The organism is Mesorhizobium sp. LjRoot246 (genome assembly GCF_964254115.1).
GTDB lineage: Bacteria > Pseudomonadota > Alphaproteobacteria > Rhizobiales > Rhizobiaceae > Mesorhizobium.
In genome coordinates this window covers 5,213,021-5,226,350 of record NZ_CAXUSN020000001.1, presented here as the reverse complement: position 1 = coordinate 5,226,350, position 13,330 = coordinate 5,213,021, and the positions used below count along the sequence as shown (strand labels likewise).

Below are 13,330 nucleotides of genomic sequence, written 5' to 3'. Positions count from 1 at the left end.
ATCGAAACGGCAGATTCTAAAAGCGGAAACAGGCCTGTGGAGCCGGAAATGCTAAGGATCTTGTCGTCGTCGCTGAAGGTCTTTTTCGCTGCGGGTGAGCCGCGCCGCCGGGAGAGCGAGGCGCAGAGATGGCTGACCGATCCGCTTGCACATCCCGTCCTGAACACCATGGCGGAGCGCGAATTGGGCGACGTGCCGTTCAGGCTGACGGCGCGGCGGACAGTGCACGAGACGGCTTCATTGCACGCCGGCGGCCGCTGCTGAGCGGACGCTAAGCGTTCCGGCTTAGGGAAGGGCGAGGCGAGCGCCACGTCCTGCGGCCGCACTGGCCCAACAGATGGCGGATTGTTTCAACGATCCCTGCATTTATTGTGCGCTGCAATGATATCGGCCACCTCAACCGCGCTGCGTTTCGCTTTCGCCGGCATGATAGCCATGGCGGTTGCCATGGGCATCGGCCGTTTCGTCTACACACCGATCCTGCCCGGCATGATGGAGGAACTGCATCTGTCGCCGGCCGATGCCGGGTGGATCGCCTCGGCCAATTATCTCGGCTATCTCGTCGGCGCGTTTGCCGCTGCGGGCGGCTGGGCACATGGGCGCGAGCGCCTGCTGATGCTGGTGGGGCTTGGCGCCAGTGCGGTCCTCGCCGCGCTGATGGGGCTGACCGATGCGATGGCCGCCTTTCTCGTCATCCGCTTTCTGGCCGGTCTGGCGAGCGCCTTGGTCATGGTGTTCATGGCCAGCATCGTTTTCAGCCACATAAACGCTGCCGGGCGCAGCGACCTGCAGGCGTGGCATTTCGGCGGCGTTGGCCTCGGCATCGCGGTGTCCGCGGCGATGATGGCGGTGCTGGTCACCGAGCATGCCGGCTGGGCGGCTGGCTGGTTGTGGTCGGCGGCGATTTCGGCCGGCGGTTTCGTGGTGGTGGCGCTGTTGGCAAACGAGGGTCCGCTGGCCAATGGCGAAGCCGGCCCGGAGCCGGCGCTGGCGAAAGACCGCTCGCTGATCAAGATCATCGTCGCCTACGGTCTGTTTGGTTTTGGCTACGTGGTAACGGCGACGTTCCTCGTCGCCATCGTCCGGCAAGGCGGCGGCAGCCGCGTCTTCGAAGCCATGGTGTGGATGGGCGCCGGTCTTGCGGGCTTCCCGTCAGTCTGGCTCTGGCAGAAGATCGCTGCCCGGACCGGCCTCTATGCCACCTATGCGCTGGCGTGCTTCGTCGAAGTTGTTGGCGTCACCGCCAGCGTCGCCATTGGCGGACACACCGGGCCGCTGCTAGGCGGCGTGTTGCTCGGCGGCACTTTCATTGCCATCACAGCACTTGGCCTGCAGGCCGGACGTCAGCAGGCGCCACAGGCGCCTCGGCGCATCTTCGCCCTGATGACGGCTTCGTTCGGCCTCGGCCAGATCATCGGCCCGATCGCCGCCGGATTGCTGGCGCAGGCGTCAGGCGATTTCTTCCTCGCCTCGATCGTCGCCGCGGCCATGCTGGTCGTCTCCGGCGCCGTCACCTGGTCGGCTGCGCCAAAATCGCCATGATTGTGGGCTTGCTGTGCCGGGCATCGGGCACGGGCATTTTCTTTCCCGCTAATGTGTGACTTTATGCCCGCCGTAGTCAGCCTGATTTGCGCCTAGATCGAGGAATTCGCCACAGTGTTCGTATCTTTTTTCCCGCAGCCGAAGCTCTTCTTCACTTCGGCCGCCGTCTGGAGCCTTGCGGCGATCCTGTTCTGGTTTTTCGGTGGTGAACAACTGGGCGCGGTTTTCGGATTGCCGCCCGCTGTTGCCGGCGCGCCGCCCATCATTGGCATCGCGATCCTCATGTCGCCGCCATTTCTATGGTTTTATCTCTATTTCGCGTTCTGCGTGGCCGTCTTCTACGCATTCTGGAGCTGGTATTCGCCGCATCCATGGCAGCGCTGGTCGATCCTGATGACCGCGGTCATCCTGTTCTTCATCTATTTCAATGTGCAGGTCAGTGTCGCCGTCAACGCCTGGTACGGACCCTTCTTCGACTATGTGCAGGGACTGATGTCGGGGACTGGAAAGTCGACCAACAGCGAATTTTATATCGGATTGGCCGATTTTTCGTGGCTCGCGCTGGTCGGCATGAATGTGCAGGTGGTCAATGCCTTCATCGTCAGCCATTGGATTTTCCGCTGGCGCACGGCGATGAACAACTACTTCGTCGAGAATTGGAGCAGGCTACGCCATATCGAGGGTGCCTCGCAGCGTATCCAGGAAGATACGATGCGGTTCTCGCAGATCATGGAAGATCTCGGCTCCAGCTTCGTCCAGTCGATCATGACCTTGATCGCATTTCTGCCGGTCATGATCCAGTTGCAGGCGCATATCACCGAGTTGCCGATTATCGGCGCGATCCCGCAGCCATTGGTTGTCGCAGCCCTTGCCTGGTGTCTGTTCGGAACGATCTCGGTGATGGTTGCCGGCCTGAAACTCCCGGGCCTGCAGTTCCGCAACCAGCGTGTCGAAGCCGCCTATCGCAAGGAACTCGTTTACGGCGAGGATCACGCCGACAGAGCCCAGCCAGCCACCACCGCCGAACTGTTCGCCAATGTTCGTCATAATTATTTCAGGCTCTATTTCCACTACATCTATTTCAACGTCGTTCGGTACACGTACCTGCAGGCCGACAACATTTTCTCACTGCTGATCCTGGGTCCGTCGCTGGTGGCGCACAAGATAACGTTCGGCGCGCTGAACCAGATATCGAACGCCTTCGGCAAGGTGACCGGCTCGCTGCAGTTTCTGCTCACCTCCTGGTCGACCATCGTCGAACTGCAATCGGTCCACAAACGCCTGCGTGCCTTCGAAGCGACGCTGCAAGGCGAGCCGCTGCCTGAAATCGACCAGCGCTACCTGGCAAGACAAGGCGCCGAGGATCCGGCCTAAAAACCGGGGGGTCGGAAATCGAACCGGGTTGGCGGCTCAGCCGCCGACCGAAGCTTGCTTCTGGGAAGCATCCTGCCGCGAAACATAATCGCGAAAACTGATGCACTCGACATCGGCCTTGACGCAGACATCGCCGGCAAAGCGCTCCAGCGCGTTCCAGTAGGCGCCGTCATTCATCAGCGCGAAGTGGAAGCCGAGTTCCAGCGGAATGCGCTTGCCGACATACTGCTTGTCGAAGGCGGCGCGGAAGGCATCATAGGTCCGGTTGGCGAACTCGTCCGCCTTGCTTGGCCGCTCGAAACCGCCGGAATGCCTGACATAAAGATTGTAGTCCATGGCGATCACCGGTCGTGACTTCGGTCCCTCCGGAATCTGCGGCAGCGAAAAGTGCACGATGCCGTTGCTGGCTGTCGGCAGGGCCGGACCCTGCGAGACGCCGCTGGCGTCGAATTGATAGCCCGCCGCCGGCAGCGCTTCGTAAAGCGCCTTGCTGGTCGACAAGTATGGGGCACGAAAGCCGACCACCGCATGCCGCACGAAATCGCGCCAGCCCCCGGGCTCGGGCGCAATGCCGTTGATCGCATAGGCGTTCTCGAGAATGTGCTCGAACGAACTGAACTCTTTCAGCCAGTCTGCCTTGCTCCAGTCCTTGCCGTCGAAATGGCCGCAGCCATGGCTGGCGATATCGTGGCCTTCATGCGCGGCAAGGCCGATCTGCTCGAGCCGCTCGATGACTTCTTGCTTCGAAGCGGCAAAGCCGATGTTGGATTTGCCGGCGCTTTTGCCGGGTGCAGTGTATTCCTTGCGGGTTTCCGGCGACAGCAGGAAGACGCAGGAGAGAAAATAGGTGAAATGCGCGCCGGTGCGCTCAGCCAGTGCCCGGCTGCGCTTCCACTGCGAGATGTCGCGCGCGCTGTCGAACGAGATGATGACGACCTGTTTCGGCTTGGCCGGCGCCGGTGGCGCGGGCGGGTCGGCCAGAGCCCCACCGGCAGTGGCAAGCGCGGCAAGCGAAAACGCAACAACGCGAAATGGACGGTACATCGGCAATCGATCTTAACCCGGGGAACGTTTGCAAGCCGGCTATCGCCTAAATGTGGCGCGGGTGCGATTGGCCTTTTTGGCTGCTTCCCCAGGGCAAACATCCGTTTGCCCTGGGGAATAGGCGATTTTCCGGTTGAACCCCTTCCATGCCGGCAAAATTTCGCTAAAACGCGGGCTGACAAAGGCCCGACCGGGCAGGAATGGTTTGATCGATGTCCGACGACAGTTTTATCCGTGAAGTCAACGACGAGATTCGTCGCGAGCAGGCGCAGGCGCTGTGGGACCGTTTCGGTCCTGCCTTGCTGGTCCTTGCGATCCTCGTGGTGCTCGGCACCGCCGCCTTCGTCGGCTATCGCTATTGGGACGAGACACGCGCCAACCGCTCGGGCGATGCGTTCTCGCAGGCGCTGAAGCTTGCCAATGACGGCAAGAACGACGAGGCGCTGACCGCACTCGACCAGTTGGAGAAGGATGGCTACGGCGCCTATCCGCTACTCGCCCGCATGCGCGGCGCGACCGTCAAGGCAAACAAGGGCGATGTCGCCGCCGCGGTCAAGGATTTCGACGAAGTCGCCGCCGACACGGCCATTCCCCAGGGCATTCGCGACATGGCGCGCCTGCGGGCAGCACTCCTGCTCGTCGACAATGGCTCCTTTGCCGATGTCTCCAGCCGTGTCGAAGCGCTCACGTCCGACACCAACACGCTGCGCCACACGGCGCGCGAGGCGCTCGGCCTTTCCGCCTGGAAGGAAGGCAAGACGCAGGATGCGCTAAAGCTGTTCGACCAGATCGCCGCCGATGACGGCGCGCCGCGCAACACCCGCGAGCGCGCAACGTTGATGTCCGAGCTGATCCGCGGGTCGGGCAGTGCGTCGTGACCTTCAAAGTCGCCATCATCGGCAGACCTAACGTCGGCAAATCGACTCTTTTCAATCGGCTGGTGGGAAGGAAGCTGGCGCTTGTCGACGACACGCCGGGCGTCACCCGCGACCGCCGCGTCCACGCCGCCAAGCTTTACGACCTGCATTTCGACGTCATCGACACGGCAGGCTTCGAGGACGCGGGCGCCTCGACCTTGCCCGGCCGCATGCGTGCGCAGACTGAGATCGCCATCCGCGAGGCCGACCTTATCTTCTTCACCATCGACGCCAAGTCCGGCCTGTTGCCTGACGACAGGACCTTCGCCGAGATCGTGCGCAAGTCCGGCAAGCCGGTCGTGCTGGTCGCCAACAAGGCCGAGGCGAAGGGCGCCCAGGGCGGCATGCTGGAGGCCTGGGAACTCGGCCTTGGCGAGCCGATCCCGGTTTCGGCCGAACATGGCCAAGGCCTGCCCGACCTGCGCGATGCCGTGATCGGCGCGCTCGGCGAAGCGCGCGCCTTCGGCGAAGACGAGGATGGCGAAGACGAAGAAATCGCCGCCGGCGAGGTGCTGATCGGCGAGGATATCGCCGATCCGGATGCCGAGCACAGCTATGACGACACCAAGCCGATGCGCATCGCTGTCGTCGGCCGCCCCAATGCCGGTAAGTCGACGCTGATCAACGCGCTGATCGGCGAAGAGCGGCTGCTCACCGGACCGGAAGCCGGCATCACCCGTGATTCTATCTCGGTCGACTGGGATTGGCATGGCCGCCACCTGAAGCTGTTCGACACGGCCGGCATGCGCCGCAAGGCCAGGATCCACGAGAAGCTGGAAGTGATGTCGGTTCAGGACGGCCTACGCGCCATCCGCTTCGCCGAGATCGTCATCATCGTGCTCGACGCCACCATTCCCTTCGAGAAGCAGGATCTGCAGATCGCCGACCTGATCATCAGGGAAGGCCGGGCGCCGGTGATCGCCTTCAACAAATGGGACCTGATCGACCATCCCCAGGAGCTTCTGGCCGAACTGCGTGAGAAGACCGAACGGCTTCTTCCTCAGGCGCGCGGCCTCCAGGCCGTACCCGTATCGGCGGAGACCGGACGCGGCCTCGACAAGCTGATGGATGCCGTCATCAGGACCCACAAGGTGTGGAACAGCCGCGTCTCGACCGGCAAGCTCAACCGTTGGCTGGAAGGCATTCTGGCGCATCATCCGCCGCCTGCCGTGGCCGGGCGCCGGCTGAAGGTCAAATACGTCACGCAGGCCAAGACCCGGCCGCCGGGTTTCGTCGTGCAGTGCTCGCGGCCGGATGCGATGCCGCAATCCTATGTCCGCTATCTCTCCAACAGCCTGCGCGAAGCCTTCGACATGCCCGGCGTGCCGATCCGCATCGCGCTGCGCACCTCGGACAATCCGTTCGCCGGCAGGTCCAAGAAACGCTGAAGGCTCGGGCCTTTTAGCGCTGTGGCATCTTCGCTCGGCTGAGGTGTGACGCAACAGTGCCTTTGCCGCAAGATCTTTCGTACGCTGGCAGGACAGAGGGGGTGTGAAGGAACTCAACGCCGGGTGCTCGGTTCTGGAGTGCTGTGCCTTTCAGAAGGTTTAGCAACTTCGCTTTTCAAGAAACTAAGCTACTTCTCTCAGCGCCCGATCCATGCGCGCGTCGCCCGGCAGTGCCAGCCGCGCAGCCTCAAGCAAAATGTCGGCTAGACGCGCCGCCACTGGTTCGAGTTCGGCATCCCGGCGATACAGAAAGAGCGCCAGTTTGGGCAGTACCGGCAGCCCGGCGATCTCCGGTGTCATCGCGCTGACGCTGGCCGGCAGGCCGATGTCGGTGCGGATCGTCAGCCCCAGCCCCGCCGCAACGGCTGCCCAGATGCCGCCAAGGCTCGGGCTGGAAAAGGCCATCCGCCACGACAGCCCGGCCCTGTCGAGCGTTTCGGTTGCCACCGTGCGCAAAAGACATGGCGCTTCGAGCGCCACCAGCGGCAGCGGCTCACCGTCGCGCAGGCTGGTCTCGATGCGCTTTGCCGGTCCGATCCAGCGCATCGGCACATCGGCGACATGCTCGCTATAGGGCAGCGTCTCGCCGCTGTGCCAGGCGAGCGCGATGTCGAGACTGCCTGACAGGACCCGTTCGGCAAGATCGCTACTGCGCGCGATCCTGGCTTCGATCTTGACCTTGGGGTGCGCCCGGGCGAAGCGGCCGAGCACGTCAGGCAGCACCGCCTCGCCGAAATCCTCTTGCAGGCCGAGCCTTACCCAGCCTTCCAGCTCGACATCGTGAATGGCGGATGCCGCTTCGTCATTCAATTCGATCAGCCGACGCGCATAGCCGAGCATCGTCTCGCCGGCCTCGGTCAAGGCGAGGCCGCGCCCCGATTTGCGGAAGATCGGCGTCGACGCCTGTTCTTCCAGTTTCTTCAACTGCGCACTGACCGCGGACGTCGAGCGGCCAAGCCGGTCAGCCGCCTTGGCAAAGCTGCCCAGCTCCATGCCGGTGACGAAACTGCGCAGAACGTCGAGGTCGAATGTCACGCGTCGCATATGGTTAGTCCCGATTTTCAGGATGCTAAGTTTAAAACTTCCTGATTTTCAGGACAAAACTATGGCGCTAGAGACAAACCGTCAAGGCTAGACCGCTGACCAAGCATGGGAACGAAATCATGTCCGCCATCGTCAATTGCACCGACCGACGGCCGCCGGAACGCCTGGAAGATATGGCTGCCGGCTCCGCCGGGAGGGTATTCAAGCCCGGCCATCGCTGGAAGGTCCTGGGCATCGGCGTTGCCGCCAATGCCAGCTTCTCAGCCACATTCGCCGGCATACCGGCGACAGCAGTCGTGCTTCGTCAGGGCTATCACCTGAGCAATGCCGAACTCGGCCTGGCGCTTGGCCTTCTCGGGCTGGGCGTCGCGCTCAGCGAACTGCCCTGGGGCTTGCTCACCGACCGCTGGGGCGATCGCCGCGTGCTTCTCATCGGGCTCGGCGCCACGGCGGCGTGGCTCTTGGCCATGGCGATGCTGGTCGTGCCGACAAGGACCGGCATTCCCAACGTCACGCTGCTCTCCGCGAGCCTGCTCATCACCGGACTGCTCGGTGGTAGCGTCAACGGTTCGAGCGGCCGCGCCATCATGGGCTGGTTCCAGGAAAACGAGCGCGGCTTTGCCATGAGCATCAGGCAGACGGCGGTGCCGCTCGGCGGCGGCCTTGGCGCGCTCGTCCTGCCCGCGCTTGCCCTGTCTTTCGGCTTTACCGCGGTGTTCGGGGTTCTGGCGGGTGCATCCGCTCTCTCTGCCCTGTTCGCCTGGCGCTGGCTGCACGAGCCGCCGCCGGCGGCGGGCGAAGGCCGTCTCGCTGCGGCTTCTGTGGCCGGACCGGCGCCGCTGCGCAATCGCGACGTCTGGCGTATCGCGACCGCCGTGGGCCTGCTCTGCTTTCCGCAAGTGGCCGTGCTCACCTTCGCCTCCGTGTTCCTGCATGATTTCGTCGGACTGGGAACGGCGGCGATCAGCGCGAGCCTCGCCGCCGTGCAGATCGGTGCCATGGTCATGCGCGTCTGGAGCGGCCGCTTCACCGATCGCCACGGCAACCGCCGCCAGTTTCTTCGCTTGTGCAGTGCGCTCAGCGCACTTGCCTTCGCTGTGCTTTGGCTGCTGGTTCTGGCCGGCCCCGCCATGCCGGGCGGCCAGTTCTTCCTGATGGCGCTCCTTCCCGGTGTGCTGATTGTCGCAGGCATCTCGGTCTCCGCCTGGCACGGCGTCGCCTACACCGAGCTTGCCACGCTTGCCGGTGCCGGCCATGTCGGAACCGCGCTCAGCCTTGCCAACAGCTTCGTTTTCATCGGCTTCTTCCTGGTGCCGGTGGCCATTCCGGGACTCTTGCATCTCTGGTCGTGGTCCGGCGTCTGGCTGTCCGCCGCTATTTGCGCGCTGATCGCCTGGCCGATTTTCCTGAGGCCGGCCTGAACGGCCTGCCGCAAAACCGCCCGACTTCGCAACCACGACCTCCAGCCGACCGGGAAAACCCGATCGAACCCGTTAACGTCCCATCAAGGTTAATGCATCATTTTGCTCTCCAGTGGGGTCTGTAGCGTTCCTGGAGAGAGTTCCGTGCATCGACGCGTGTTGAAGCGGCTGGCTGCCGCCGCCGGTGAGAGAAGACGTGGCTTTCTGCCTCCGTTCGTCATCGGTCTCGGCATCTGGATCGGCTTTCCGACGGTCGCCGCTTACCAGGACATGACGAGCCTTGTCTCAGGCCTCGAAGCGAACACCCGCTGGAATTCCTATGTCGAGAAATCCGTCGCCGGTTCGACCCATGCGGCCGAGATGCCCTTTGTCGATTCCGATATCACCGGCTCTATCTCCGGATCGGGTATCCACCTGGCCGGTGTCGGCAGCGTGTCGTTTCGCGGCAAGGGCGGCAAGGTCAGCGGCACGCCCGATGAGGATCGCGTCGTGCGCGCCGAGAAGAAGGGGCGCATCGTCCAGATGTCTCCCGTCGCACCGCCGAAGAACTTCAATGCCGGTTCGATCTTCGAGCGCACCTCCTCGTTGCTGCGGCCCAGCATGGACAGCGGTTTGAAGATGGCCTTCGCCAAGCCGCAGATCAAAGGCAAGGAAATCCAGATCGCCGCGGCGTTCCATACACGCGAGGACAAGAAGCCCGATCCCGGCGTGCCGGCCATGCTCGCTTCGCTGGTCAACAATGACCATCCGGACGTGCTGGCGACCGCCTATGCGCAGTCCGAGCCCGACTATGCCAAGGCATCGCCCTTCGAAGCCCTGCTTCAGGACGAGCAGCCCAATGACGGCCGCTTCATTCCGCCGATGGCCAAGGGCGATCATTCCTGGATCCAGAACCCGCTGCCGGCGAGTGTCTTCTCCAAGAAGGAGCAGGCATGCCTGGCCAACGGCATCTATTTCGAGGCGAGGAGCGAATCCGTGCGCGGCCAGGCCGCCGTCGCCCAGGTCATCCTCAATCGCGTCCGCAACCCGACCTATCCGAATTCGATCTGCGGTGTCGTCTACCAGAACGACAGCTGGTTCAACCGTTGCCAGTTCTCCTTCGCCTGCGACGGCAGGAGAAAGCGCATCGACAGTCCGGTCGCCTACAAGACTGCCCAGGATATCGCCATGGCTGTCACCGCCGGCAAGATCTTCATCCCGGAGGTCGGATCGTCGACCCATTACTACGCCCAATATGTCCATCCCGTCTGGGCGCGCACGATGCAGAAGATGACCAAGATCGGCCTGCATATCTTCTATCGAACCTATGGCGGCGGCTGGAGCTGAGCGCGCAACAGCCGCTGATCTTTGACGTGGCGCGCGGTCGATCAAAGAGCTGTTGCCCGGGGGATTCGCGCCATGCATACCCATCATCGTGGCGGGCACGATGTCGCACCCTTCTAATTGGTTGATTTTGTTGCCTAAAATACATGGCAATGAACTTCCGCCCGTGGCTTGACGGGCGCAAACCCTCTAACTATGTTGCCGGCGACTTTAGAAGCGGACGGACGGTGACGGTCTGACCGGGCAGGGGGGTTGCGATGGCCGACAAGAATGGGCCAGACGGAACCGGAGAAACCGGCCGCGGCAAGCAGCATGAACCCGACATCCGCGACGACGATCTTGAGCGCCGCCGGCGTAATCTTGAAGCATCGCTTGCGACAAGGCGGTCGGACCGGCTCGAGGGGAAAGACGACGCGAAAGCGGGCAGTGTGGCCGGATATGGCCAGGCGCTCAAACTCTCCAGCGAGTTTATCGCCGGGGTGGTGGTGGGTGCCGGCATCGGCTGGATCATCGACCGTCTGGCGGGGACATCGCCATGGGGTCTGATCGTGTTTTTGCTGCTCGGTTTTGGCGCCGGAGTGCTCAATGTCATGCGTTCCGCTGGCGTTGTGGCAGAATTCGGACAGGGCGATAAGTCGCGCCGTGACCAGGACGACAAGAAATGACCGCGCTTCATGTGCGGTAATGCTAACGAGGCCGTACGCGGCATTGACGGGGTTTGAACGTGGCAGCTGACAAGGTCGATCCGATCCACCAGTTCCATATCAACAAGCTGATTCCGATCGAGATCGGCGGCTACGATCTGTCTTTCACCAATTCGGCGCTGTTCATGGTCGCAACCGTGGTCGTCGCGGCTGCGTTTCTGTTTCTCACCACGTCGAGCCGTAGCCTGGTTCCAGGCCGGTTGCAGTCGGTCTCCGAGATGGCCTATGAGTTCGTCGGCAACATGTTGCGCGATGCCGCCGGCACGCAAGGCATGAAGTTCTTCCCGTTCGTGTTCTCGTTGTTCATGTTCGTGCTGGTCGCCAACCTGCTTGGCCTGTTCCCGTATTTCTTCACGGTCACCAGCCACATAATCGTCACCTTCGGCCTTGCCGCTTTGGTGATCGCGACCGTGGTCGTCTACGGCTTCATGAAGCATGGTCTTGGCTTCCTGAAGCTGTTCGTGCCGCATGGCGTGCCGGTGTTCCTGCTGCCGCTGGTGGTGCTGATCGAAGTGATCTCGTTCGTGTCGCGCCCGGTCAGCCTCTCGGTTCGTCTCTTTGCCAACATGCTCGCCGGGCACATCACGCTGAAGGTGTTCTCCGGGTTTGTCGTCAGCTTGAGCGCGCTCGGCGCGGTCGGCGTCGCCGGCTCGATCCTGCCTCTGGCAATGGCGGTGGCGCTGACGGCGCTGGAACTGCTGGTCGCCTTCCTGCAGGCCTACGTCTTTGCCGTGCTGACCTGCATGTATCTCAACGACGCCCTGCACCCAGGGCATTAGACTCAAGAGTTTTCGGCCCAAGAATTTCCAACATTGGCGCCGGATGGAAATCGCAACGGAATTTTAGATCCAAAGGAGTTGAACAAATGGACGCAGAAGCAGCAAAGTACATCGGCGCCGGCATCGCTTGCCTGGGCATGGGTGGCGCGGGCATTGGCCTCGGCAACATCTTCGGCAGCTACCTCGCGGGCGCGCTGCGCAACCCGTCGGCTGCCGATGGCCAGTTCGGCCGTCTGATCTTCGGCTTCGCCGTGACCGAAGCTCTGGGCATCTTCTCGCTTCTCATCGCGCTTCTGGCCCTGTTCGGCTGAGCCCCTCTCTGGCTAAGCCATGAGAGGATTGAACAGGCCGGCCGCGCAAGCGGCGGGCCTGAATTTCGGGGATAGTCCATGTTCGTGACATCTGCCTTCGCGCAAGAGTCCGCGCCATCAGCCGATACCAGCCACGCTGCGACGGAAGGCGACACGCATTCCGGCACCGGCGTGCCTGCCGAAGCGCATGGCACGTTTCCGCCATTCGATCCGGCGACGTTCCCGTCGCAGCTTCTGTGGCTGGCGATCACCTTCGGGCTGTTCTATCTCTTCCTGAAGCGGGTGGTGATGCCGCGCGTCGGCGGCATCATCGATGTCCGCAACGACCGCATCACGCAGGATCTCGATCAGGCAGCCAAGCTGAAGGGCGAAGCCGACGCCGCCGTTGCTGCCTACGAGCAGGAACTGGCGGAAGCCAAGACCAAGGCCAACGCGATCGGCCAGCAGGCCAACGATGCGGCCAAGGCTGAAGCCGAGACCGCACGCAAGAAGGTCGAGGCCGCGCTCGATGAAAAGCTTGGCGAGGCCGAAGCCCGCATTTCTTCCATCAAGGCCAATGCCATGAAGGAAGTCGGCAGCATCGCCGAGGACACAGCTTCGGCGATCGTCGAGGCCCTGGTCGGCGGCAAGGCCAGCAAGGCCGAGATCGCGGCCGCGGTCAAATCCGTGGCCCGGTGAGGAGCGCATCATGGATTACACATCTCTCGCGACGCTCTGGGCCACGATAGCCCTGGTCATCTTCCTCGGCGTTGCAGTCTACATCAAAGTGCCTGGCATGATCGCCAAGGCACTCGACGCCCGCGCCGCCAGGATCAGCAATGAGCTGGAAGAAGCGCGCCGGCTGCGCGAGGAGGCCCAGCAGCTGCTCGGCCAGTACCAGCGCAAGCGCAAGGAAGCCGAGCAGGAGGCCGCCGACATCGTCGCCGCCGCCAAGCGCGAAGCCGACATGCTTGCCGCCGAGGCGCACAAGAAGACCGAGGACTATGTCGTCAGGCGCACCGCGCTTGCCGAGCAGAAGATCGGTCAGGCTGAGCGTGACGCCATCAGCGAAGTCCGCGCCAGCGCCGTCGACATCGCCGTGGAGGCAGCACGCGCGCTGCTCGCCGGCAAGATCGACGCCAAGGCGGGTGCCGATCTGTTCAAGGCATCGCTTGCGGACGTGAAGTCGAAGCTGAACTGAGCCTTGGTAGATGCAGTACAATCAAAGCCGCCCGGGCAACCTGGCGGCTTTTTACTGTGGCGCTGACACCAATGCTGCTGATCTCCCCCTTCGTGGGGGAGATGCCCGGCAGGGCAGAGGGGGGCGTGAAGGAACGCTAACCTTTGTTGTCCTGCGATCTACCGGGACAAGCCTGAGGGGCGAATTGAAATCGATTGAGAGGTCGGCGGGGCAGCGCCCCTCTCTGTCCTGCCGGACATCTCC

General features: G+C 62.9%; 14 protein-coding genes. 12 read left to right on the top strand and 2 right to left on the bottom strand.

The window, feature by feature from the left end:
* The first annotated feature begins 48 nt into the window (after positions 1-48).
* The 3 genes from ACSQ3L_RS25705 to sbmA all read left to right on the top strand — a co-directional run bounded on the left by ACSQ3L_RS25705 (position 49) and on the right by sbmA (position 2,916).
* Positions 49-264 (top strand): hypothetical protein, encoded by a 216-nt coding sequence (locus ACSQ3L_RS25705; RefSeq protein ID WP_436162453.1) that lies wholly within the window; start codon positions 49-51, stop codon positions 262-264.
* 117 nt (positions 265-381) lie between these two features.
* The gene (locus ACSQ3L_RS25700) at positions 382-1,542 is read left to right on the top strand and encodes a YbfB/YjiJ family MFS transporter (protein ID WP_436162452.1); all 1,161 of its coding nucleotides are present in this window, start codon (positions 382-384) and stop codon (positions 1,540-1,542) included.
* A gap of 114 nt (positions 1,543-1,656) precedes the next feature.
* Positions 1,657-2,916, top strand: a complete 1,260-nt coding sequence (gene sbmA / locus ACSQ3L_RS25695; protein ID WP_436162451.1) for a peptide antibiotic transporter SbmA — start codon at positions 1,657-1,659, stop codon at positions 2,914-2,916.
* Positions 2,917-2,952: 36 nt separating this feature from the next.
* Here the strand turns inward: sbmA and ACSQ3L_RS25690 are convergent, their stop codons facing one another.
* The gene (locus tag ACSQ3L_RS25690; protein WP_436162450.1) at positions 2,953-3,960 is read right to left on the bottom strand and encodes a polysaccharide deacetylase family protein; all 1,008 of its coding nucleotides are present in this window, start codon (positions 3,958-3,960) and stop codon (positions 2,953-2,955) included.
* Between the two features lie 212 nt (positions 3,961-4,172).
* Here ACSQ3L_RS25690 and ACSQ3L_RS25685 point away from each other — a divergent pair, with 212 nt between their 5' ends.
* Together ACSQ3L_RS25685 and der are read left to right on the top strand one after the other, a co-directional pair.
* Positions 4,173-4,838 carry a tetratricopeptide repeat protein gene (locus ACSQ3L_RS25685; RefSeq protein WP_436162449.1) on the top strand — a complete coding sequence of 222 codons (666 nt, stop codon included), beginning with the start codon at positions 4,173-4,175 and terminating at the stop codon, positions 4,836-4,838.
* A complete protein-coding gene (der, locus tag ACSQ3L_RS25680) occupies positions 4,835-6,265 on the top strand; it encodes a ribosome biogenesis GTPase Der (RefSeq protein ID WP_436162448.1) in 1,431 nt (476 codons plus the stop codon). The genes ACSQ3L_RS25685 and der overlap by 4 nt, the downstream gene beginning before the upstream one ends.
* A 183-nt stretch (positions 6,266-6,448) precedes the next feature.
* On the opposite strand, the gene ACSQ3L_RS25675 is transcribed toward der, so the two are convergent.
* Positions 6,449-7,369 (bottom strand): LysR substrate-binding domain-containing protein, encoded by a 921-nt coding sequence (locus tag ACSQ3L_RS25675; protein WP_436162447.1) that lies wholly within the window; start codon positions 7,367-7,369, stop codon positions 6,449-6,451.
* Positions 7,370-7,488: 119 nt separating this feature from the next.
* Between ACSQ3L_RS25675 and ACSQ3L_RS25670 the strand changes: the two genes are divergently transcribed.
* The 7 genes from ACSQ3L_RS25670 to ACSQ3L_RS25640 all read left to right on the top strand — a co-directional run bounded on the left by ACSQ3L_RS25670 (position 7,489) and on the right by ACSQ3L_RS25640 (position 13,087).
* Positions 7,489-8,790: an MFS transporter gene (locus tag ACSQ3L_RS25670; RefSeq protein ID WP_436162446.1), complete on the top strand. Its 1,302-nt coding sequence runs from the start codon at positions 7,489-7,491 to the stop codon at positions 8,788-8,790.
* A gap of 144 nt (positions 8,791-8,934) precedes the next feature.
* Complete coding sequence (locus tag ACSQ3L_RS25665) at positions 8,935-10,116, top strand: cell wall hydrolase (protein WP_436162445.1); 1,182 nt, start codon at positions 8,935-8,937, stop codon at positions 10,114-10,116.
* A gap of 254 nt (positions 10,117-10,370) precedes the next feature.
* Positions 10,371-10,778 (top strand): AtpZ/AtpI family protein, encoded by a 408-nt coding sequence (locus ACSQ3L_RS25660; protein WP_436162444.1) that lies wholly within the window; start codon positions 10,371-10,373, stop codon positions 10,776-10,778.
* A gap of 59 nt (positions 10,779-10,837) precedes the next feature.
* Positions 10,838-11,596, top strand: coding sequence for a F0F1 ATP synthase subunit A (locus tag ACSQ3L_RS25655; protein WP_292185521.1), 759 nt, complete (start codon positions 10,838-10,840; stop codon positions 11,594-11,596).
* Positions 11,597-11,682: 86 nt separating this feature from the next.
* Positions 11,683-11,907: a F0F1 ATP synthase subunit C gene (locus ACSQ3L_RS25650; RefSeq protein ID WP_006206606.1), complete on the top strand. Its 225-nt coding sequence runs from the start codon at positions 11,683-11,685 to the stop codon at positions 11,905-11,907.
* 78 nt (positions 11,908-11,985) lie between these two features.
* Positions 11,986-12,585, top strand: a complete 600-nt coding sequence (locus ACSQ3L_RS25645) for a F0F1 ATP synthase subunit B (protein WP_436162443.1) — start codon at positions 11,986-11,988, stop codon at positions 12,583-12,585.
* Positions 12,586-12,595: 10 nt separating this feature from the next.
* Positions 12,596-13,087 (top strand): F0F1 ATP synthase subunit B, encoded by a 492-nt coding sequence (locus tag ACSQ3L_RS25640; RefSeq protein ID WP_436162442.1) that lies wholly within the window; start codon positions 12,596-12,598, stop codon positions 13,085-13,087.
* Positions 13,088-13,330: the final 243 nt, after the last annotated feature.